Raw genomic sequence first — 21,770 nt, 5'->3', positions numbered from 1 at the left:
ACATCTACCCGGGTGCGGAAACGCCACGCGGGTTTTCCAGGACTTCGCACCGGTTCCGTGTTCTCGCACCGGTTGCGGGGACTACAGCCAGGCCCGCGCCAGCAGATCGTCGGCCGACGTCTCCGACATCTGCGGTGGCATGCGGGTGGCCGCGATCGTCTCGCAGCGCGCGCCATCGTGCCCGATCAGCCACGATCCGCCGCGATCCTCGCACTCGGCGATCTTGGCGAAGGTGGTGAGCAGGAACTGGATGGCGTCGCGCGGATCGGCCGTGCGGGCCAACCGCTGCGATTCCCCCGGTCGGGACAGATCCAGCCACACCCCCGATTGGCCGTCCAGGCGCATCCCCACGATCTTCGTCGTGTCCACGAAGGTGAATTTCCGCCGTTCCCACGGCGTTGTGGGCGTGAAGCTCTGCTCGAGCACTTGGAGCAGAATCGTCATCTTCACGGCCTCCCTCGGTATCGAGTCGTCGCGGCCCTGGCTGGTGCCGCGATGGATTGTTGCCGGTGCGTCCCGCTCGATCGCCGCTGAAGCGCAGCAGCCACCGTCCACGCGCGGTGACCAGCGGATATCCCAGTATGTTCCAAAATCGCCCGGTTTGGTATCCCCTCGGCGCGCCGGGTTTCAGACGAGTTCCAGACCGCCGTCCACGGTGATGACCTGACCGGTGATCCAGCTGGCCGTCGGTTCGCTCACCCGCAGCATCCAGGCCGCGACCTCGGCCGGGACCCCGCGGCGGCGCAGCGGGATGCGGGCGGTCTCCTCCTGCTTGATCGCGGCCACCACCTCGTCGGGGAGCCCGGCCGCCGTCAGTGCCTCGCTCTCGGTCGGACCGGGGGCCACGGCATTGACCCGCACGCCGTCACCCGCCAGCTCCAGCGCCCAGCTGCGGGTGAGCTGTTCGAGGGCGGCCTTGCTGGCGCCGTAGTGGGCGGCGCCCGGAATCGGCCGATGCCCGTAGGTGCTCGACACATTGACGATGCTGCCCCGGGTCGCGCGCAGGTGCGGCAGCGCGGCAGCGGCGAGCAGGCTCGGGGCGGTGACGTTGAGCGCGAACAGATCCGCGACGCGCTCGGCCGACACCTCGGCCAGCGGCATGGCCGCGGTGGCACCGGCATTGTTGACCAGCACGTCCACCCGTCCCCACCGGTCGACGGCGGTGTCGATGATCGCGGTGGCGGCCTCCGCGCGCCGCAGATCGTGGGCGATCACCTCGATGGCCGGATGTTCGGCCGCGGTCCGCTCCAGCACGTCCCGCCTGCGGCCGACACCGAGCACCATGGCGCCCGCCCGGGCGTACGCGATCGCGGCCGCCTGTCCGATTCCGGTTCCGGCTCCGGTCACGATCACCACGCGGTCGTCGAAGCTGCCCATATCGCATCCTTTGTTCGATGTTCGTAGAACGTCGAACAAAGTAGCATGGCGGTATGCGCGAACCACAGCATCCGTCGGCCTCCGATATCGAGCTGACGGCCGTGCTGGCGGCACTGAGCGATCCGATCCGGGTCGGCCTGGTGCGCGTGCTGGCCGACGATATCGAGCGCGGGTGGGGCGAACTGCGCGCTCCGGTCGCCAAATCCACACTGAGCCACCACCTTCGGGTGCTCCGCGATGCCGGGATCACGCGAACCCGGCAGGAGGGCACCCGCTGTTTCGTGGTGCTGCGCCGCGACGATCTCGACCAGCGGTTCCCCGGTCTGCTCGACTCGATTCTGGACGCCGCGACGACCGACGACGTGGGCCGCCACGTCGGGCTCGCGGGGTAGCGCCGCTGGGTCGGGCTCGCGGGGTAGCGCCGCTGGGTCGGGCTCGCGGGGTAGCGCCGCTGCGTCGGGCTCGCGGGACAGGGCCGCGACGTCGGGCTCGCGGGACAGGGCCGCTACGTCGGGCTCGCCGGAGCGGGCTGCCGCCTCGCGCGGACCGGATCGGGACCGGTGCTCAGCCGAGGATGTGCACGGCGATCAATCCGTCGCCCCGCTCCTCGACGCGAACGCCGGTCAGATCGGCGACGTGGGCGGTCGGGTCGTGGGCGACCGCGCGCGCTCCGACGCCGACGACCCGCATGCCCGCCGCCTTGCCCGCGGCTATGCCCGCCCCGGAGTCCTCGAAGACCAGGCAGTCCCCGGGCGGCAGCCCCAGTTCGGCGGCCGCCTTCAGGAAGCCCTCGGGATCGGGCTTGCTGACCGTGACCGATTCGGCCGTGATGCGGACGGCCGGTACGGGCAGCCCGGCCGCACCCATGCGCGCCTCGGTGAGCGCGATATCCGCCGAGGTGACCAGGGCGTGCGGGAGGTGCGCGACGGCCGCCAGGAAGGCCGGTGCGCCCGGGACCGGCACCACGCCGTCCACGATGGTGGTCTCCTCCCGCAGCATGCGGGCATTGTCGGCGTGATTGAGCTCCATGGGCCGGTCGGGCAGCAGCGCGGCCATCGTCGCCCACCCCTGCCGTCCGTGCGCCACCGCCAGCACCTCGTCGATCGGCAGCCCGTGCGCCGCGGCCCAGGTTCCCCACAATCGCTCCACGACTGCTTCGGAATTGACGAGGGTGCTGTCCATGTCCAACAGGAGAGCGCGGGCGGTGAGCGTGGCGTTGACCGTCATGTACTGGTTATAACCACGCTGGCCCGGCGAGGCAATGCGCTCCGAAGGAATGGGCGTCAGCCCAGTAGGAAATCCAGTCGCTCGTCCGCGCGCGCGGCCGCGATCTCCAGGATCTCGGCGGTGACCACATCCGCGATGACGAACGGGTCCTCGGCTACGCGTCGACGCAGTTCCTCCGCGGTCGTGCCGTGCGCGAGGATCGCGCCGCCCAGACCGGGCTCGAGGCCACCGACCAGAAGGAACACCCCGTCGTCGAAACCGCGTTGGATCCACCTGTTGTGCTCGCCCATGTGCTGGGCGGCGGCCTCGTTGCGAGCGGAGAACCGGAGCAGAACTACGAACATGCGGGATCGTCCTTCGTATCGTCTCGGTCGTGTCGATGCACAGCGGATTCGGTCGACGCGGCGGTGCCGTCCACCCAGTCGTACAGGCGTCGCACCTCACGCCGGATGAACTGTTCGTCGTGGAAGGCGTTGGCCATGGTGGCGACGCCCTGGCTGACGGCGAGCACGTACATGGCGTGCGCATCGGCATGGTCGGCCTGACCCAGTTCGACGAACCGCGCGCGCAACCAGTTTCGGAACAGTGTGAACAGTCCGCTGGCCGTGTCGAGGGCGGTGTGGTCGAGTTTGGCCAGCTCCGTGGTGAGCGTGCCGACCGGGCAGCCGTAGTTCTGGATGTCGGCGCGGTTGACCACCAGGATGTCGATGAACTTCCGGATCCGACCCACGGGATCGGCTACCTCGGCCTCCCATCGGGTGAGCATCGCCCGGGTCTGGTCGAGGCGCGAATCGATGACCGCGTCCAGAATCTCGTCCTTGGATTTGAAGTGGTAGTAGAAGTTCCCGCGCGAGATGTGTACCGCCTCGGCGATGGACGCGAACGAAGTCTGTTCGAACCCCCGGTGATAGAACAGCTCATCCGCCGCTGCGACGATATTCTCGCGAGTTGCCTTGCCGCTCACCGTATTACGCACTGATTTCCTCCTCGCCCGGACAGTCGGGGTAGTCGACGTAGCCGGTGTCGCCGCCTACGTAGAAGGTCTCCGGATCGGCGATCGCCAGCGGCAGATTCTCCCGGAAGCGGCGCACCAGATCAGGATTCGCCACGAACGGCACTCCGAACGCGACCAGATCCGCGTGTCCGGTGCGCACCGCCGCTTGGGCGCGCGTCAGGTCGTAGCCGTTGTTGGCGATGTAGGTCCCGGTGAATGTCGATCGCAGCGAACGGTAGTCCACCCCTGCGGCTTTGGTCATCATGTCGCCCTCGAGTACGTGGACGTAGGCCAACCGGCGGGTGCTCAGGCGGTCCAGCAGGTATTCGAAGTGCCGCTGCGGCTGGGAATCCGACATCGCGTTGAAGCTGTTCTCGGGTGTCAGTCGCACTCCGACCCGGCTGGCGGTCCATACGGTGCACACCGCGTCGAGTACCTCGTCGAGCAGTCGCATCCGGTTGCTGATCGTGCCCCCGTAGCCGTCGGTGCGGGTGTTGGATCCGTCGCGCAGGAATTGGTCGATGAGATACCCGTTGCCCGCGTGCACCTCGATCCCGTCGAAGCCGGCTCGCTCGGCCCGGGCGGCGGCATCACGATACTGCGCGACGACCGACGGAACCTCCGTGAATTCCAGTGCCCGGGGCGTGACGAAATCCTGCTTTCCGGAATAGGTGACGGCCTGCCCATTCGGCCGAATCGCCGAGGGTGCGATCGGCAGTGCCCCGTCGGCCTGCATACTCGGATGCGAGATCCGCCCGCAGTGCTGCAACTGTGCCACGATGCGTCCACCCTCCCCGTGCACCGCGTCGGTCACCCGCCGCCACCCCTCCGTTTGCGCGTCGGTGAAGAGCCCCGGGGTGTGGGGATACCCGACCGCCTGCGGTGACACCGGTACGGATTCGGACACGATCAATCCTGCGGTCGCCCGCTGTCGGTAATAGGTCGCCATCGACGGTGTCGCCACCCCGTCGGCACCGGCTCGATTGCGTGTCATGGGCGCCATCACCAGGCGATTGGCCAATATCAGTTCGCCCAGGCGAAACGGCCCGAACACATCAGCGGACAACGGAACCTCCCGTAACAGTTGTCTAGGACTTGTGTCCTAGACACGAGATTAGGACAGTTGACCTATCGAGTCAATGTCGCTCCCGGTCGTGGCTGCGCCGTTTCGGGAACCACCCGCCGGGTCGGCGACCTCGCCGCGTCGGGTGCTCGGTCGAACGATGTGCGCGACCGAATCGGCCTGTTCCCTGGTCGTGGGCCGGGCGCGGGCTTGTCGGACCCGGCTGATTTGATGGGCGGATGCTGCACGGACTGTGGTCGCCGGGGTCCGGGCTGGTGCTGTGGCATCGTCCGGACGGCGATGCCGGGGCGGCCGTCGACGCGCTGACGCTGCCGGATCCGCTGGGGTCGATCGTGCGGACGGCCCGGTTCCGGCATCGGGCCGAGGTCCTGGTCCCCGGGCCGCACGGTCCGGAGCACAGCACGGTGCGTGGGCACGCCTTGGCGCCCGAGGCGGCGGCGCGGGTGCTGCTGCAAGAGCTGCCGCCGCAGGCGGTGGCGGGGGATCTGCGGTTTCTCGCTCATGTGGCGCGCGGAATCGACCGCTGGGTACGGGCCGGCCGCATCGTGCCCGAGGTGCGCCGGGACGACGGTGACTGGTGGGTGCGCTGGCGTTTGCTGGGTGGTCAGCGGCAGCGCGCCTGGTTGGCGGAGCTGGCCGTCGCCATGCCCGCGGCGCTGCGCACGGTAGGGCGGCCGTCCGCGCTGCTGGAGGATTTCACCGGCGAACTCGCCGACCCGATCACCCGGCTGCGCCTGGCCGAGGCGGAGCCGATACTGCTGACCGGCGAATTCTCGACCGGCGCGGCGCATTCCGCGGCGGAGGTCACCGCGACGCCGACCGCGAGTAGGGCTGGCGCCCGGTCGGCGGCGTTGCCGACCGTGGGCTCGGTGGCGGTCGACGATCCGGAATCGCTGACAGCGGCGTTGCGGGACAGTCTGGCGGCGGCGGAGAGATATCCCGGACCGCGGGATCGTCCGATGCACGCCACCCGGGTGGCCCCCCATCCACTGCTCGCCGCGCTGGTGGGAGACGGGCCGCTGGAGGTCGGGTCGTATCGGCTGGCGTCGGTGCTGGAGGACTGGCGGACGAGTCTGACCGTCGACGAACCCGAGCTGGTGCTGCGGCTGCTGGAACCGCCCGACGCGGAGGCCGAGGCGGAGGATGTGCTGTGGCGGCTGGAGGTGTGCCTGCACACCGAGGGGGAGGCTCCGCAGCCGGTGCTGCTGCCGGGCGACCCCCAGGCGGTGCGGGTGGCGGGGGAGAAGCTGGCCGCCGCCAAGCAGGCGTATCCGCGGCTGCGCGATCTGCCCGGCGACCCGCACAGTATGGATCTGCTGCTGCCGGCCGAGGTCGTGATGGATCTGGTGGCGCACGGGGCGCAGGCGCTGCAATCGGCCGGGGTGCGGCTGCTGTTGCCGCGCGCCTGGAAGATCACCACGCCGAGCCTGCGACTGCGCGTGCAGAGCCCCGCCGCGACCGAAACAGCGGTCGGGCTCCAGGGTTTGGTGTCCTACCGGTGGGAACTCGCGCTCGGCGACACCGTGCTGACGCCCGCCGAGATGGCGCGTGTCATCGCGGCCAAGTCGGATCTGGTGCAGCTGCGCGGGCAGTGGGTGCAGGCCGACCACCGCATCCTGGCCGCCGCCGCGGAGTACGTCTCGGGTCGCGCCGACGACACGCCCACCACCGTCGGCGGCCTGTTCGCCGAACTCGCCGCCAACCCGGTGACCCGCGTCCCGCTGACTTCCGTTACCGCGACCGGTTGGGCGGCAGAACTTTTCGACACCGACCATCCGACCGAACCGATCGACCCGCCCGCCGGACTGAAAGCCGAACTGCGCCCCTACCAGCAGCGCGGCCTGACCTGGCTCGCCACCATGTCCCGCCTCGGCTGCGGCGCTGTCCTAGCCGACGATATGGGCCTTGGCAAGACCATCCAGGTGCTGGCGCTACTGCTGCACGAACGCGAAACCTCTTCTGCCCGGCCGCAACCCGTGCACCGGGTGGCCCCGCGTGCCGAGCCGGGTCTGGCGGCCGGTGATCCCGCGACCGTCGCCACCGCGACGAGCCCGGCCCTCGGCGCGGGTCCCGCCCCCACCCTGCTGGTGTGCCCCATGTCCGTGGTCGGTAACTGGCAGCGGGAGGCGGAGCGGTTCGCGCCGGGGCTGCGGGTGCTGGTGCATCACGGTGCGGGTCGGCGCAGCGGACCCGAATTCGATGCGGCCGTGGCGGATTCGGACCTGGTCGTCACCACCTACGCGCTGCTGGCCCGCGATGTGGAGGAGTTGAAGCGGCAGGGGTGGCAGCGGGTGGTGCTGGACGAGGCGCAGCACATCAAGAACGCGGCGACCCGGCAGGCGCGCGCCGCCCGCGCGATACCGGCGCGGCATCGCCTGGCGCTCACCGGAACCCCGGTGGAGAACCGGCTCGAGGAACTGCGCTCCATCCTGGATTTCGCCAATCCGAAACTGCTGGGCAAACCCTCGGATTTCCACGCCCGCTTCGCGGTGCCCATCGAGCGCGAGCGCGACGAGAACGCGGTGGCCCGCCTGCGCGCCATCACCTCCCCGTTCGTGCTGCGCCGGGTCAAGACCGATCCGGCGGTGATCTCCGATCTCCCCGAAAAGATCGAGATGACGGTGCGCGCCAATCTCACCGTCGAGCAGGCCGCCCTCTACCAGGCCGTGCTCGACGATATGACGCAGAAGCTGAAGGCCGCCAAGTCCAAGGAGGATATGGGCCGCAAGGGCGCGGTGCTGGCTGCCCTGACCCGGCTCAAGCAGGTGTGCAACCATCCCGCGCACTTCCTCGGCGACGGTTCCGGCGTGCTGCGCCGCGGCCGGCACCGCTCCGGGAAGCTGGCCCTGGTCGAGGACGTGCTCGAAGCCGTCCTCGCCGACGGTGAACGCGCCCTGCTGTTCACCCAGTTCCGCGAGTTCGGTGAACTGGTGGCCCCCTTCTTCACCGAACGCTTCGGCGTGGAGGTCCCCTTCCTGCACGGCGGCGTCCCGAAGCAGCGTCGCGACGCCATGGTCACCCGTTTCCAGGAGTCCGGCGGCCCGCCGCTCATGCTGCTCTCGCTCAAGGCGGGCGGCACCGGACTGAATCTCACCGCCGCCAATCATGTGGTGCACCTGGACCGCTGGTGGAACCCGGCGGTGGAGAACCAGGCCACCGACCGCGCCTTCCGCATCGGCCAGCGCCGCGACGTGCAGGTCCGCAAGCTGGTGTGCGTGGACACCATCGAGGAGCGGATCGACGACATGCTCTCCGGCAAGCGCCAACTCGCCGATCTCACGGTGGGCGTGGGCGAGAACTGGATCACCGAGCTCAGCGACGACGAACTGCGCGACCTGTTCGCCCTCGGCTCCGAGGCGGTGGGGGAGTGAGCGATCGCGTGGACTACAGCACCTTCGGCAAGCGCCGCCCGGTGCGCGGCGGCGTCGAATCCCGCAGCCAGCGCGGCGGTTTCGCCACGACCCGCTGGGGCCGCGCCTTCCTGGAGGCCGTCGAGCAGGTCGCCGATCGTGGTCGGCTGACCCGCGGTCGCACCTACGCCCGCGCCGGGCAGGTCGTCAGCTATCACCTGGAGCCCGGCGCGGTGCACGCCGAGGTGCAGGGCAGCCAGCCGCGCCCGTTCACCGCCGTGCTCACCATGCGCCAGCTGCGCGACGACCGGTTGGACGAACTCGTCGCCGTCGTGCGGCAGACCCCCGGGATGCTCGCCGAGATCGCCTCGGGCACACTGCCTTCCGCATTGGGTTCGCTCATCCTCCCGACCACCGTCAGCGAACTGGACTTCGCCTGCTCCTGCCCGGACTCGGGATGGCCGTGCAAACACGTGGCCGCCGTCTGCTACATCCTGGCGGAGCGGTTGGACGACCATCCGAAGGATCTGCTGACCCTGCGCGGCGTGGATCTGGAGACCCTGATCGGTGCGGTGCAGCATGATTCGAATCCGCCGGAGCAGGTGGATATCTACGGCGAAGAGTCCGAGCTCCCCGCGCTCCCGCGCCCCGACTTCCACCCGGCCCCCGACGATCTTGACCCGGCCCTACTACGCCGAGCCCTGCGGATGGCGGCAGAAGACGAGCCCACAGCGGAGACGGGCCTGCGTCACCTCCGCGCGCTCTATCGCGCCCTGCGCTGAAGCCGATACCGCGCCCCGCGCTGAAGCCCGGTAGCCCGGCGCGGATTCCGCCCTGCGTGGCGGTGTCGTCACTCGGTGGGAGTCGGCCCGACCCAGCGCGTTCGCCGGTTCACCGCACGGCGACCCGCCGCGACCGCCGTTCCGGTTCGGCGTTCTCGGCGAGTCGGTCGAACCGGTAGTCGCCCAGATCGAAGTGACCGGCCCGCCACGCCGCCTCCACCGTGCTCATCGGCTTGAGCGGCACATCGCCGTTCTTGTCGAAGTAGTAGCTGTTGGCCAGTGTGCAGCTGTCCTGCCAGAACACCTGGGTGCCACGGCGATTCAGCATCTCCCGGAAGAACCGCGCATTGGCCTCCGGCGTGACCTCCACCCGGGTCGCCCGCCGCTTGCGCGCGTTGCGCAGCAGTCGCAGGATGTGCCGGGTCTGCATTTCGATGAGCGCGAAGTACGACGACCCGTTGTACCCGTACGGCCCGATGATGGAGAAGAAGTTCGGGAATCCGGGCACGCTCACGCCCTCGTAGGCTTGCAGCCGGTTGTCGTCCCACCAGTCCTCCAGCCGCGCGCCGCCGCTGCCGTGCAGGTCGAAGGTCGGCATATTCCCCGACTCCATGACCTTGAAGCCGGTCGCCATGATCAGCACGTCGACCGGGTGGTGGTTCCCGTCGGCGGTGCGCAATCCGGTTTCGGTGACCTCGGCGATCGGATCGGTCTCCAACCGCACGTTCGACCGGTTGAAGGTGGCGAGGTAGTCGTTGGAGAATCCGGGCCGTTTGCAGCCGAGGGCGTAGCGCGGCGTCAGCTTGTCGCGCACCTCGGGATCATGTACCTGGTCGCGCAGGTGGGCCAGTCCGACCCGCTCGCCTACCTTGGCGATGGGCAGCAGACCGTAGTAGTGCGCGCTGAGCGGGAAGGTCAGTTCGACGAAGGTCTGACTGGCGAGCCGGGTGAGCAGCTGGCCCCCGGGCAGCCGCATGAGCAGGCGGACCGCCCCGGGCAGCTCCCGGTCCGGTCGCGGCAGACACCAGATGGGGGTGCGCTGGAAGACGGTCAGATGGGCCACGTCGGGGGCGATCTCCGGAATGATCTGTACCGCCGACGCCCCGGTGCCGATGATGCCCACGCGTTTACCGCGCAGGTTCTGCCCGTGATCCCAGCGCGCGGTGTGCATGACGATCCCGGAATACCGTTCCACCCCCGGGATATCGGGCAGTTTGGGCCGGGTGAGCACGCCGGTGGCCCCGATCACGTAGCGTGCCGTGATCTCCTCGTCCGCGGCGGTGCGCAAGCGCCACAGGTGCAGGTCGTCGTCGTAGTCGGCGCGGGCGATGGTGGTGCCGAACCGGATTCGCGGTCGCAGCCCGTACTTGCCGACGCAGTATTCGGCGTATGCCTTCAGTTCCCGACCGGGTGCGTAGATCCGGGACCAGCCGCGCTGCTGTTCGAACGAGTACTGGTAGCTGAACGACGGAATGTCCACGGCGATACCGGGGTAGGTGTTCCAGTGCCAGGTGCCGCCCACCCCGTCGGCCTCGTCGACGATCAGGAAGTCGTCGAAGCCGTGCTTGCGCAGCATGATCGCGACGCCGATGCCGGAGAATCCGGCACCGATGATGACGATCTCGTGGTCGACGACGCTGGCGTTCATGAGGTCTCCTCGGCGTAGATGACGCAGTCCACCCGATGCTCGATGCCGTCCACGGTGCGGATGCCGCGCGGTGCGAGCCGGGCGATCGGCCAGGTGATGAGCCGGACATGGGGGCGGCGCAGGGCCCGGTAGTAGTGGTTGTGCCAGGTGACCCGGGTGGGTGATTCCGGGGTGAGCTGGCGGCGGGTCCACGAATCCGGCACCTGGAGGCGCAGATTCGTGGCGGCGGCCCGGCGGGCGAGTCCGAAGGGCAGCAGCCGCGCCGCCGTGGTGGCCGCCGCGGTGAGGTACGGCAGCGGCGGGCGCGGCAGCACCCACACCGGATCATGTTGGAAGACGGTGACCTTCCGCGCGCGCTCCGCCACCCGGGGCAGCACCCGCGCGATCGCCGCCGCGCTGCCGATCACCGCGACCCGCTGCCCGGCCAGCGGCAGCTGGTCCGTCCAGCGGTCGCAGTGCAGTTGCGGTCCGGTGAAGGAGTCAGCGCCGCGCGGCGGACGCACCCCATTGCCCCGCGCGCCCCAGTCGGAGAACGCGTCCACCCGTGCGGCCGCCGCGTTCATTCCGCCACCGGCTCGTAGGTCAGCTCCTTGGACCAGGACGGCTCGCGGCCCAGCATCCGCACCGGGAATCGGTCGATGACCCGGCCGAGCCCGTCGTTCACCGCCTGTAGCGGTTGCAGCCGGTTGATGGTGGCGCGGCCGTGCAGCCGCACCACGTGATAGAGCGGCACCCGTTTGATGCTCGGGCTGCGTTCCCCGGCTTTCTCGTAGCGCCGCACGGCGTTCCAGAGCTTCTCCTCGTCGAGCCCCATGGCCATGATGTTGGCCGACATGCGTGACAGCAGCGGGGTGTACACCAGCGCGCCGAGCAGCAGGGTGGGGCGCAGCGTGTATCCGGCCGTCTCGATGGCGATACGGCGCAGCGGGCCCGCGCCGAGCTGTTCCAGGACCTGGAATCCGACGGCGAGGTGCCGCGACTCGTCGCTGTTGATGTGCCGGAACACGGTGTGGCACAGCGGGTCCCGGACCTCGTCGAGCAGGAACTTGACCAGCGCCCCGTCCAGAGCGCATTCCAGTGAGGGGATGACGGTGGCGAGCACCGGCAGGGACAGGTCGTCGGAGTAGCGGTCCACCCATTCGATGACGAGTCGGATGTTCTTGTTGGGCACCGGCATGGCGTCCGCGTCGAGCATTCCCCAGCGCCGCATGAGCGCCAGTTCCGCATTGGCGTGCTTCTGCTCCTCGGCGTGGAAGTAGCGGTAGATCTCGCGCAGCGGCCCGGGCGGCGCCTTACGCGTGAGGGCCGCGAAGCCGCGCGCGCCGACGTGTTCGATCCACACCAGGTCGGCCATGAACGCGGCGAGCGTCGGCCGCTGTTCGGCGGTGACGAGGTCGGCTCCCGGTGCGTCCCAGTCGATATCGGCCAGGGCCCATTGGCGGTCTCGGATGGTTTCCAGCATGTCCGGATAGGCGAACGCCATTGTTCGGCTCCCTTATCGGCGCGCCAGCCGTTCGATGAGTCCGGCGGCGCGGGTGTACGGAACGGGCAGCAGCCGCTTGGACTGCCAGATGAGCTTGGCCTCGACCTGCGGCACCACGTACAGCTGGCCACGGTCGACGGCGTCGAGGGTTTCGCGGGCGATGTTCGCGGGCGGCCGTCCGGTCCAGCGCAGCAGCAGATCGCCGAGTCGCGCGGTGGACGGGTCGTCGATGGCGGCATTGTCGAGGATGTGGGTGCGAACCGCCGTGGGGCACAGTGCCGTGACGGTCACCCCGGTGCCGACCAGTTCCGCGGCGAGGGTTTCGGAGAGCGCCAGCACGCCCGCCTTGCTCACGTTGTAGGCGGCCATGCGCGGCGCGGAGCCGAAGGCGGCCGCGGAGGCGGTGTTCAGAATCGCCCCGTGGCCGGCCGCGCGCATGCGGGGCGCGAAGACGTGACAGCCGTGGATGACGCCCCACAGGTTCACGTCGAGCACCCGGTGCCATTCGGAGAGCGGGGCCTCGCCGACCGGTGCGCCGCCCGCGCCGATTCCGGCGTTGTTGCAGACCAGGTCGGTGGGATTGCCGAACCACTGTTCGGCGGTGTCGGCGAGGGCGGCCACCTGGTCGGCGCTGCCCACGTCGCAGTACACCTCGAAGGCCTTGCCGCCGGCCTCGTGTACGAGTTCGACGGTGTCGCGGGCGGTGTCGGTGTCGATATCGGCGCAGACGACGCGCCCGCCGCGGCGGCCCAGCTCGACGGCCAGCGCGCGGCCGATGCCGCTGCCCGCGCCGGTGACCACCGCGTCCGCGTATCTGGTGCGGCGGGATCCGCCGAAGGGGTTGAGTCGCATGGGAACTCCCGAAGCCGTGCGACGCGACCACCCAACTGGTGTCGCCTGCCACCATTGGCCGCGCCTGCCACCAATTAGGCGCTCGATGGGGTAATTTGTCAATGATGAACATGCGCGCACCGGCCCGAACCTGGGGTGGCCGAACCCCGGAGGAACGCCGCGCGCAGCGCCGCCGCAAACTCATCGAGGCCGGATTGGCGATCTGGCTCGAGCACGGTTGGGCCGCGGTCACCATGCGCGGCGTGTGCACCCGCGCCGCCCTCAACGACCGCTACTTCTACGAGCATTTCGCCGACCGCGACGAACTGCTGGGCGCGGTGTGGGACGAGGTGTGCTTCGAGGTCTTCGGCGAATTGTCCGCGGTCGTGGCCGAACACCTGGACCGGACGCCGCTGGAGATCCTGCGCCTGGCCGTCACCCGCGCCGTCGATCTGCAAACCCACGGGCACGCCCGCATCCTCTTCGACAACCACGCGGGCAGCCGGGTCCTCGAGGAGCGCCGCCGGGCCACGCTCAGCGATTCCACCGATCTGCTCATCGCCACCGCCCGCCCGTATCTGCGGACCGGTGTGGACGAATCCGATTTCCGCATGAGCGTTCTCATGGGCATCGGCGGTTTCAACGAACTGCTCTCCGCCTGGCGCACCGGGGCCGTCGAGGCGGACGCGGAGCGGGTCATCGACCATGCCAGCCGGGTCGCCACGCTGCTCGGAACGCAGTACCTCGATCCCGCGGCCATCGCCGCCGATCGGGAGTAGGCGAATTCCCGGGCAATACCGCTCGGTACGCCCATACTGGGCGCATGACGCGACGATGGGTGGGGACCGCGCTGGACCGGCTGGTCGACGACGGCGTGCTGACCACCGAGCAGCGGACGGCGGTGGCGACCGCGCTCGCCGAGGAGCGCGCCGCCCCGGTGCCGTGGCCGCGCCTCGTCGCCGAGATCGCGGCCTACGTGGGCGCGGGCCTGCTGCTCGGCGGCATCCTGCTGCTGCTGGACTCCTCCTGGGACGATCTGGACCGGCTCGGACAGCTGCTCGTGCTGGCGGTGGTGTCGATCGGGCTGGCGGTGGGCGGCGTGCTGCTGGCCGGTGGCCCGGCGGCGCTGTTCGTCCGCGACGACGGTGACCGCTCGGTCGCGGCGCGGTTGGCGGCCGTGCTGTTCGTACTGACCGCGCTGTGCGTGGCCGCGCTGGTCGGCCTCGCCCTCGACGACGCCGGTGACGACACCACCTGGGTGTGGGCGATGCTCGCCGCACTGATCGTCGGCCTGGCGGGTTACGCGGCGCTGCCGTCGGTGGTGGGGCTGCTCGCCTGCGGGGTGTTCGCGGCGTCGGCGGTCGCCGGGGTGTGCGGTGAGTTCCTTGGCACCGACAGCGTGGGGACGGGGGTGGCGCTGGTGGCCCTGGGCGGAATCTGGTTCGCGGCCGGTCGATTCGGCGTCGCGGCCCCGAACTGGGTGGCCTATGTGATCGCCATCGCCACCGCGCTCATCGGCGCGCAGGTGGCGGGATTCGTCCACGAACGCTGGTCGTACCCGCTCGCTCTGTCGGTGGCCGTCGTCTGCTTCGGCGTCTACGCGACCGAGCGCACGCCGGTGCTGGTGGTCGGCGGCGTTCTCGCGGTCGCCGTCGGAACGACTCAGGCCGTATGGGATTGGACCGGGCAGGCGGCGGCGACCGCGGTCACCGTGCTGGTGCTCGGCGCACTGCTGCTCGGTGTGGGCGCGATGGCGTTGACGCGCAAGCGCTCCTGAGCTTCAGAGCACGTCGATGCGGTAGACGCGCTGGGCATTGGTGCGGAAGATCATGTCCAGTGCGGCGGCATCGGCCCCGTGCTCGGTGAGTGCGGTGGCGATGGCCTCGGCGGCATTGCCGATCGAGGTGATCGGTCTGTCCACCGGGAAGTTGGAACCCCACAGCAGCCGGTCCGCCCCGAAGACGTCCAGCGCGTGGTGCAGCATGGGGGACAGGCGCTCCTGGAGGACGGCCACCGGCGTCGACTCGCCCCGGGCGGGTACCGGATGCCCGAGGATGGGCATGCCCAGACCGCTGATCTTGGCCACCACATTCGGATGGGTGGCCAGCGCCGCGAGATCGTCGCGCCAGCGCAGGAACAGCTCGCGACGGCGCCCGGGGTCCTTCCCGGTGTCGCGGCCCACCGGCCCGAACATGCCCGCGGGCGTGCCCAGATGATTGAGCACGATGGTGGCGTCGGGATAGCGCCGGGCCAGCGCGGTGACCTCCGGCAGCTGCTGGGAGTAGACCCACGCCTCGAAGGAGAGCTTGCGCTCGGCCAGCACCGCGAAGCCGTCGAGGAAGGCGGCGCTGGTGAGCACGCCCGGCGGTTTGCGGTGCCCGCGGATGCCGCGGTCGGGATGGTGTTCGACGCGGGTGCGTATGCCCCGGAACAGCGGCGAGGCCGACTGGTGGGCGTCGAGCAGTTCGGCGAAGGTGGCCGCGGTGGGGTCGCCCCCGCCGACGATCGCGCCGAGCGCGGGGGTGTCGACGCCGAAGGGCAGGCTGGCCACCCAGCGGGTCTCGTCGGCCTGGGCCAGCCCGCCCCTGCCCGACCATTCGGCCTCGACGTGGACGATCGCCTCGACGGGGACGTCCCCGGCGTCGTCGCGATAGTCGGCGGGAAGGTAGGGGTGGACGAACGGTTCGGGGTCGGCGACGAATTCCCGGTCGCGTCTGGGTGCCAGTCTGGCGGCTACGTCGATGCGAATCGGCAGGTAGCGAAAGAGTTTCGCCAATCCGCTGAACTCGCGCGGTGTGGTCAGCGGATCCCACTGATGGATATGCGCATCGACGACAGTCATTCCAGTCAGGTCCATGACGTCCCTTCCGTACTGGTCGCTTCGATGCGGATTGTCCCATTTCCCAGACGGTCGGGCAGGCGAATCAGACGTTGCGGCGGTACTGGCCCCCCACGGTGAAGAAGGTGTCCGTGATCTGTTGCAGCGTGCACACCCGCGCGGCGTCCATCAATACCTCGAAGACATTGTCGTCACCGCGCGCCGCCGCCTCCAGTCGTGCCAGCGCGGCATGCGCCTCGTCGCGGTGGCACCGGGTGAATTCGCCGACCCGCCGCAGCTGCGACTGCTTCTCCTCCTCGGTGCCGCGCGCCAGTTCGAGCACCCGATGCTCGTCCGGACGCGGATTGCGGAAGGTGTTGACGCCGATGATGGGCAGGCTGCCGTCGTGTTTGCGCCGCTCGTAGAGCATGGATTCGTCCTGGATGCGGCCGCGTTGGTAGCCGGTCTCCATCGCGCCCAGCACGCCGCCGCGCTCGCTGATCCGCTCGAACTCCAGCAGCACCGCCTCCTCCACGAGGTCGGTGAGCTCGTCGATGATGAAGCTGCCCTGGAGCGGGTTCTCGTTCATGGCGAGTCCCCATTCCCGGTTGATGATCAGCTGGATCGCCAGGGCGCGCCGCACCGACTCCTCGGTGGGGGTGGTGACGGCCTCGTCGTAGGCATTGGTGTGCAGGCTGTTGCAGTTGTCGTAGACGGCGATGAGCGCCTGCAGGGTGGTGCGAATGTCGTTGAAGCTCATCTCCTGTGCGTGCAGCGAGCGCCCGGAGGTCTGGACGTGGTACTTGAGCTTCTGTGAGCGTTCGTTGGCCCCGTACCGGTCCCGCATGGCGATCGCCCAGATGCGCCGCGCCACCCGGCCGATCACCGAATACTCGGCGTCCATGCCATTGGAGAAGAAGAACGACAGATTCGGAGCGAAGTCGTCGATGTGCATACCGCGCGCCAAATACGCTTCCACGTAGGTGAATCCATTGGCGAGGGTGAACGCCAGCTGGCTGATGGGGTTCGCGCCCGCCTCGGCGATGTGATAGCCGGAGATGGAGACGGAGTAGAAGTTGCGAACCCCGTTGCGCACGAACCATTCCTGGATGTCCGCCATCATGCGCAGGCTGAATTCGGTGGAGAAGATGCAGGTGTTCTGGCCCTGATCCTCCTTGAGGATGTCGGCCTGCACGGTGCCGCGCACGGTGGCCAGCGTCTCGGCGCGCAACCGCTCCGCCTCGTCGGCGGTGGGCTCGCGGCCCTCGGCGGCCGAGAACTGCGCCAGCGCCTGGTCGATGGCGGTATTGAGGAAGTAGGCGAGAATGGTCGGCGCGGGACCGTTGATGGTCATGGAGACCGAGGTGGTCGGCGCGTCCAGGTCGAATCCGTCGTAGAGCGCCTTCATATCGTCCAGCGTCGCGATGGAGACGCCCGAGGTGCCGACCTTGCCGTACACGTCGGGCCGCTCGGCCGGATCGTGGCCGTACAGCGTCACCGAGTCGAAGGCCGTCGAAAGCCGTTTGGCCTCGGAATGTTCCGAGAGCACCTTGAATCGCCGATTGGTGCGGAAGGCGTCGCCCTCACCGGCGAACATGCGTGCCGGATCCTCCCCGTCCCGTTTGAACAGGAAGACGCCCGCGGTGAAGGGGAAGCGCCCCGGCACGTGCTCCGAACGCAGGAAACGCAGCAGCTCACCGTGATCGGTGTAGCGGGGCAGCGCCACCCGGGGAACCTTGTTGCCCGACAGTGTTTCCCGGGTGAGCACGGTCCGGATCTCCCGGTCGCGCACCCGGACGACCTGCTCGTCGCCCCGGTACGACTCGGCCACGGCGGGCCATTCGGCCAGCAGCGCGGCGTTCTCCGGCGTGAGGGTGGCGCGGGCCCGCTCCAGCAGCGCACCGACCGCCTCGGCCGCCGCGTCGCCGGAACTCCCGGCCGCGGCCAGCTCCCCGAGTACCGATTCGAGCCGCTGCACCCGCCGCGCCGCATCGGCCTGGCGGACCGTCTCGGCGTGGTAGTTCCGGACGCTCTCGGCGATCTCCGCCAGATAGCGCACCCGAGCGGGCGGAATGATCTGGGCGAAGCGGGTGGAGGCGCGAATGTCCACGCGGGGCAGCACACCCGGCTCCAACGGCAGCCCCCGCTCGGCGAGCAGCCCGCTCAGATGCTGATAGAGCGCGGTGACCCCGTCATCGTTGAAAGTGGCCGCGCTGGTGCCGAATACCGGCATGTCCTCCGGTGCGGCATGGAACTCCTCACGATTGCGCAGCAGTTGCCGCGAGACGTCGCGCAGCGCGTCGGCGGCCCCGCGGCGCTCGAACTTGTTGATGGCCACCACATCCGCGAAATCGAGCATGTCGATCTTCTCGAGTTGGGAGGCCGCGCCGAATTCCGGGGTCATCACATACAGCGACACGTCGACGTGCTCGGCGATCTCCGCGTCCCCCTGGCCGATACCCGGTGTCTCCAGCACGACCAGGTCGTAACCAGCTGCCTTGCAGGCGATGAGCATGTCGTCGACATTGGTGGGAAGTTCCCGCTCCCCGCGCGTGGCCAGCGACCGGAAGTAGACGTGGTCCGCGTCGAGGGAGTTCATCCGGATGCGGTCGCCGAGCAGTGCGCCGCCGCCGCGCCGCCGGGTCGGGTCCACCGCCAGCACCGCCACTCGCAGCTTGTCCTGCTGGTCGCTGCGCAGACGGCGAATCAATTCGTCGGTGAGCGAGGACTTTCCGGAGCCGCCGGTGCCGGTGATGCCGAGTACCGGCACCCGCCGATCGGCCGCCGCGGCGCGCAGGGCGGCCCGGTCGGCCTCCGGCAGGGCGTCCTGCTGTAAGCAGGTGAGCGCCCGCGCCAGTGCGGCCCGCTCCCCGGCGAGCACCCGCTCCACCGGCACCGGTGACCGCGCCAGGTCCACATCGCAGGTCTCGATGAGCTTGTTGATCATTCCCGGCAGCCCGAGCCGCTGCCCGTCCTCGGGCGAGAAGATGGTCACCCCGGAGGCCGCCAATCGCGCGATCTCCTCGGGGATGATCACCCCGCCGCCCCCGCCGAAGACGCGCACGTGGTCGGCTCCGGCCTCGCGCAGCGCGGCGGCCAGGTATTCGAAGTACTCGACGTGCCCGCCCTGGTACGAACTGATGGCCACGCCCTGCGCGTCCTCGGTGAGCACCGCGTCCACGACCTCGCTGACGGCGCGGTTGTGTCCGAGGTGAACCACCTCCGCGCCCTGCGATTGCAGGATTCTGCGCATGATGTTGATGGCCGCGTCGTGGCCGTCGAACAGTGCCGCCGCGGTCACGAACCGCACCGGGTGGACCGGGACGTGCAGGTCGGCCATCGCATCCTCCGCGGGAAGATTCCATTGGCGTCCAGATAGTAGGACGTCAAACCAACTCTAGAGTGATCCGCCACACATTGCCAGAGCCGTGCGAATGATCTTGTGAGTTATCCCACAGTCAATACTTGGATGTCCAACTATAGGATCGCCACGTACACCTACGGCGACGACGAACAGGACTGGCATGGTTCGCGAACTCACCCACTTCATCGGCGGACGGCACGTCCCCGGCACCTCCGGCAAATTCGGGGACGTGTACGACCCGAGTACCGGTCAAGTGCAGGCCAAGGTGCCCCTCGCCACCACGGCCGAGGTGGAAGCCGTCATCGCGAACGCCGCCGAGGCGCAGCGGGAGTGGGCCGCGTACAACCCGCAGAAGCGGGCCCGCGTGCTCATGCGGTTCCTGACGCTGGTGCAGGAGGAGATGGACTCCCTCGCCGCGCTGCTGTCCTCCGAACACGGCAAGACCATCGCCGACGCCAAGGGCGACATCCAGCGCGGCCTCGAGGTGATCGAATTCGCCACCGGCATCCCGCATCTGCTCAAGGGCGAATACACCGAGAGTGCCGGCACCGGCATCGACGTGTACTCCATGCGCCAGCCGCTCGGCGTGGTCGCGGGCATCACCCCGTTCAACTTCCCGGCCATGATCCCGCTGTGGAAGGCCGGACCGGCGCTGGCGTGCGGCAACGCCTTCGTGCTCAAGCCCTCCGAGCGGGACCCCTCGGTGCCGCTGCGGCTGGCCGAACTCTTCGTCGAAGCCGGGCTCCCGGCCGGGGTGTTCAACGTGGTCAACGGCGACAAGGAGGCGGTGGACGCGCTGCTGCACGACGAGCGGATCTCCGCCGTCGGGTTCGTGGGCTCCACCCCGATCGCGCAGTACATCTACGAGACCGCCACCGCCAACGGCAAGCGCGCCCAGTGCTTCGGCGGGGCCAAGAACCACGCCATCGTCATGCCGGACGCCGACCTCGACGATGTGGCCGATCAGCTCATCGGCGCGGGCTACGGCTCCGCGGGTGAGCGCTGCATGGCCATCTCGGTCGCCGTGCCGGTCGGTGAGGAGACCGCGGATCGCCTGCGCGAGAAGCTGATCGAGCGCGTCAACAAGCTCAATGTGGGCCGCTCCGACGATCCGGGCGCGGACTTCGGCCCGCTGGTCGGCCGCGACGGCGTGGACCGGGTGAACAATTACGTGCAGATCGGCGTGGACGAGGGCGCGGAACTCGTCATCGACGGTCGCGGCCTGGTGGTCGAGGGCGCGGAGGACGGTTTCTTCGCCGGTGCCTCGCTGTTCGACCGGGTCACCCCGGAAATGCGGATCTACCGGGAGGAGATCTTCGGACCCGTGCTGTCGATCGTGCGCGCCAAGGATTACGAGGAGGCACTGCGCCTGCCCAACGAGCACGAATACGGCAATGGCGTGGCCATCTTCACCCGCGACGGCGACACCGCCCGCGACTTCGCCGCGCGTGTGCAGGTCGGCATGGTCGGCATCAACGTGCCGATCCCGGTGCCGATCGCCTACCACACCTTCGGCGGCTGGAAGCGGTCCGGTTTCGGCGATCTCAACCAGCACGGCCCGGATTCGATCCGCTTCTACACCAAGACCAAGACGGTGACGCAGCGTTGGCCCGCCGGGCTCAAGGAGTCCAACGCCTTCGTCATCCCGACCATGGACTGACCCATGTTCCTACTCGACGACGACGAGCAGGCGATCACCGCGACCGCCCGATCCTTTGCCGACGAGCTCCTGGCCCCCAACGCGCTGGAATGGGACGAGCGCAAACACTTCCCGGTCGACGTGCTGCGCAAGGCCGGGTCGCTCGGCCTGGGCGGCATCTACGTCCGCGAGGATGTGGGCGGTTCGCAGCTGCGGCGGCTGGACGCCGTGCGCATCTTCGAACAGCTCGCCACCGGCTGCCCGGCCGTGGCCGCCTACATCTCCATCCACAATATGGCGGCCTGGATGATCGACAGCTTCGGCACCGAGCAGCAGCGGCACCGCTGGCTGCCGGGGCTGACCTCGATGGACGCACTGGCCAGCTACGCCCTCACCGAGCCCGGCGTCGGCTCCGACGCGGCGGCCCTGAGCACCAAGGCCGTGCGCGACGGCGACGACTATCTGCTCACCGGCGTCAAGCAGTTCATCTCCGGGGCGGGCAGCACCGATGTGTACGTACTCATGGCCCGCACCGGAACCGAAGGGGCACGCGGGATCTCGGCCTTCATCGTGCCCGCCGACACCCCCGGGCTGTCCTTCGGCGCGAACGAGAAGAAGATGGGCTGGAACGCCCAGCCCACCCGGCAGGTCATTCTGGACAATGCCCGGGTGCCCGCTTCGAACCTGCTCGGCGGCGAGGGCAGCGGCTTCCGGATCGCCATGAACGGGCTCAACGGCGGGCGGCTGAACATCGCGGCCTGCTCGCTCGGCGGCGCGCAGGCGGCGATGGACAAGACCGTGGCCTATCTGGCGCAGCGCAAGGCATTCGGGGCGCGGCTGCTGGACAATGCCGCACTGCAATTCGAACTCGCCGATATGCGGACCGCGCTGGAGGCGTCGCGCACGCTGCTGTGGCGGGCCGCGGCGGCGCTGGACGCCGACGCACCCGACAAGGTGGAGCTGTGCGCCATGGCGAAGCGGTTCACCACCGACGCCGGATTCGAGGTGGCCAACAAGGCGCTGCAATTGCACGGCGGCTACGGCTATCTGGCCGAGTACGGGGTCGAGAAGATCGTCCGCGATCTGCGGGTGCACCAGATTCTCGAAGGTACGAACGAAATCATGCGGGTGGTCGTCGCCCGCTCGGTAGTGGGGGCGGCGTGAAAGGAAACA

The 21,770-nt window shown here is 69.2% G+C and carries 19 protein-coding genes; 7 read left to right on the top strand and 12 right to left on the bottom strand.

The genetic code is table 11. The features are described 5' to 3' along the window. Positions 1–81: 81 nt before the first annotated feature. Together FOH10_RS25275 and FOH10_RS25270 are read right to left on the bottom strand one after the other, a co-directional pair. Positions 82–444, bottom strand: a complete 363-nt coding sequence (locus tag FOH10_RS25275) for a hypothetical protein (protein ID WP_029925743.1) — start codon at positions 442–444, stop codon at positions 82–84. Positions 445–627: 183 nt separating this feature from the next. Then, complete coding sequence (locus tag FOH10_RS25270; RefSeq protein ID WP_143982598.1) at positions 628–1,377, bottom strand: SDR family NAD(P)-dependent oxidoreductase; 750 nt, start codon at positions 1,375–1,377, stop codon at positions 628–630. Positions 1,378–1,430: 53 nt separating this feature from the next. On the opposite strand from FOH10_RS25270, the gene FOH10_RS25265 reads away from it, so the two are divergent. Next, entirely contained in the window at positions 1,431–1,769 is a 339-nt protein-coding gene (locus FOH10_RS25265; protein ID WP_143982597.1) for an ArsR/SmtB family transcription factor, read from the top strand. Between the two features lie 172 nt (positions 1,770–1,941). Here FOH10_RS25265 and FOH10_RS25260 read toward each other — a convergent pair whose 3' ends face one another. Genes FOH10_RS25260 through FOH10_RS25245 form a run of 4 tightly spaced genes read right to left on the bottom strand, consistent with a single transcriptional unit; the run spans position 1,942 to position 4,592 of the window. Then, positions 1,942–2,604 carry an HAD-IA family hydrolase gene (locus FOH10_RS25260; RefSeq protein WP_143982596.1) on the bottom strand — a complete coding sequence of 221 codons (663 nt, stop codon included), beginning with the start codon at positions 2,602–2,604 and terminating at the stop codon, positions 1,942–1,944. Between the two features lie 56 nt (positions 2,605–2,660). Continuing rightward, entirely contained in the window at positions 2,661–2,948 is a 288-nt protein-coding gene (locus FOH10_RS25255) for a YciI family protein (protein ID WP_143982595.1), read from the bottom strand. Then, complete coding sequence (locus FOH10_RS25250; protein WP_221937869.1) at positions 2,939–3,580, bottom strand: TetR/AcrR family transcriptional regulator; 642 nt, start codon at positions 3,578–3,580, stop codon at positions 2,939–2,941. Before FOH10_RS25250 ends, FOH10_RS25255 begins: the two co-directional genes overlap by 10 nt. Then, complete coding sequence (locus FOH10_RS25245) at positions 3,573–4,592, bottom strand: alkene reductase (RefSeq protein WP_244961369.1); 1,020 nt, start codon at positions 4,590–4,592, stop codon at positions 3,573–3,575. Before FOH10_RS25245 ends, FOH10_RS25250 begins: the two co-directional genes overlap by 8 nt. Positions 4,593–4,900: 308 nt before the next feature. Here FOH10_RS25245 and FOH10_RS35845 point away from each other — a divergent pair, with 308 nt between their 5' ends. Further along, positions 4,901–8,053, top strand: a complete 3,153-nt coding sequence (locus FOH10_RS35845) for a DEAD/DEAH box helicase (protein ID WP_244961368.1) — start codon at positions 4,901–4,903, stop codon at positions 8,051–8,053. Continuing rightward, positions 8,050–8,814, top strand: a complete 765-nt coding sequence (locus FOH10_RS25230) for an SWIM zinc finger family protein (RefSeq protein ID WP_143982593.1) — start codon at positions 8,050–8,052, stop codon at positions 8,812–8,814. Before FOH10_RS35845 ends, FOH10_RS25230 begins: the two co-directional genes overlap by 4 nt. A gap of 109 nt (positions 8,815–8,923) precedes the next feature. Here the strand turns inward: FOH10_RS25230 and FOH10_RS25225 are convergent, their stop codons facing one another. From FOH10_RS25225 to FOH10_RS25210, 4 genes are read right to left on the bottom strand one after another with little or no spacing between them, the layout of a single operon-like run. After that, entirely contained in the window at positions 8,924–10,462 is a 1,539-nt protein-coding gene (locus FOH10_RS25225; protein ID WP_143982592.1) for a flavin-containing monooxygenase, read from the bottom strand. Beyond that, entirely contained in the window at positions 10,459–11,025 is a 567-nt protein-coding gene (locus tag FOH10_RS25220; RefSeq protein ID WP_143982591.1) for an NAD(P)/FAD-dependent oxidoreductase, read from the bottom strand. The genes FOH10_RS25225 and FOH10_RS25220 overlap by 4 nt, the downstream gene beginning before the upstream one ends. Beyond that, positions 11,022–11,945 carry a hypothetical protein gene (locus FOH10_RS25215; protein WP_039810538.1) on the bottom strand — a complete coding sequence of 308 codons (924 nt, stop codon included), beginning with the start codon at positions 11,943–11,945 and terminating at the stop codon, positions 11,022–11,024. Before FOH10_RS25215 ends, FOH10_RS25220 begins: the two co-directional genes overlap by 4 nt. Before the next feature lie 12 nt (positions 11,946–11,957). Then, positions 11,958–12,797 (bottom strand): SDR family NAD(P)-dependent oxidoreductase, encoded by an 840-nt coding sequence (locus tag FOH10_RS25210; RefSeq protein WP_039810541.1) that lies wholly within the window; start codon positions 12,795–12,797, stop codon positions 11,958–11,960. Between the two features lie 110 nt (positions 12,798–12,907). Here FOH10_RS25210 and FOH10_RS25205 point away from each other — a divergent pair, with 110 nt between their 5' ends. Both FOH10_RS25205 and FOH10_RS25200 read left to right on the top strand, forming a co-directional pair. Further along, a complete protein-coding gene (locus tag FOH10_RS25205) occupies positions 12,908–13,555 on the top strand; it encodes a TetR/AcrR family transcriptional regulator (RefSeq protein ID WP_039810616.1) in 648 nt (215 codons plus the stop codon). A gap of 44 nt (positions 13,556–13,599) precedes the next feature. Beyond that, positions 13,600–14,553, top strand: a complete 954-nt coding sequence (locus FOH10_RS25200) for a DUF2157 domain-containing protein (RefSeq protein WP_143982590.1) — start codon at positions 13,600–13,602, stop codon at positions 14,551–14,553. A gap of 3 nt (positions 14,554–14,556) precedes the next feature. Here the strand turns inward: FOH10_RS25200 and FOH10_RS25195 are convergent, their stop codons facing one another. Then, entirely contained in the window at positions 14,557–15,618 is a 1,062-nt protein-coding gene (locus FOH10_RS25195; protein ID WP_244961367.1) for an amidohydrolase family protein, read from the bottom strand. 82 nt (positions 15,619–15,700) lie between these two features. Continuing rightward, positions 15,701–18,934, bottom strand: coding sequence for a fused isobutyryl-CoA mutase/GTPase IcmF (gene icmF / locus FOH10_RS25190; RefSeq protein WP_143982588.1), 3,234 nt, complete (start codon positions 18,932–18,934; stop codon positions 15,701–15,703). A 184-nt stretch (positions 18,935–19,118) separates the two neighbouring features. Here icmF and FOH10_RS25185 point away from each other — a divergent pair, with 184 nt between their 5' ends. Then, positions 19,119–20,618 carry a CoA-acylating methylmalonate-semialdehyde dehydrogenase gene (locus tag FOH10_RS25185; RefSeq protein WP_143982587.1) on the top strand — a complete coding sequence of 500 codons (1,500 nt, stop codon included), beginning with the start codon at positions 19,119–19,121 and terminating at the stop codon, positions 20,616–20,618. Positions 20,619–20,621: 3 nt separating this feature from the next. Beyond that, the gene (locus FOH10_RS25180; protein ID WP_143982586.1) at positions 20,622–21,761 is read left to right on the top strand and encodes an acyl-CoA dehydrogenase family protein; all 1,140 of its coding nucleotides are present in this window, start codon (positions 20,622–20,624) and stop codon (positions 21,759–21,761) included. Positions 21,762–21,770 lie beyond the last annotated feature (9 nt).

It is taken from the genome of Nocardia otitidiscaviarum (assembly GCF_007362295.1).
Lineage (GTDB): Bacteria > Actinomycetota > Actinomycetes > Mycobacteriales > Mycobacteriaceae > Nocardia > Nocardia otitidiscaviarum.
This window is presented reverse-complemented; position numbering and strand designations above follow the sequence as displayed.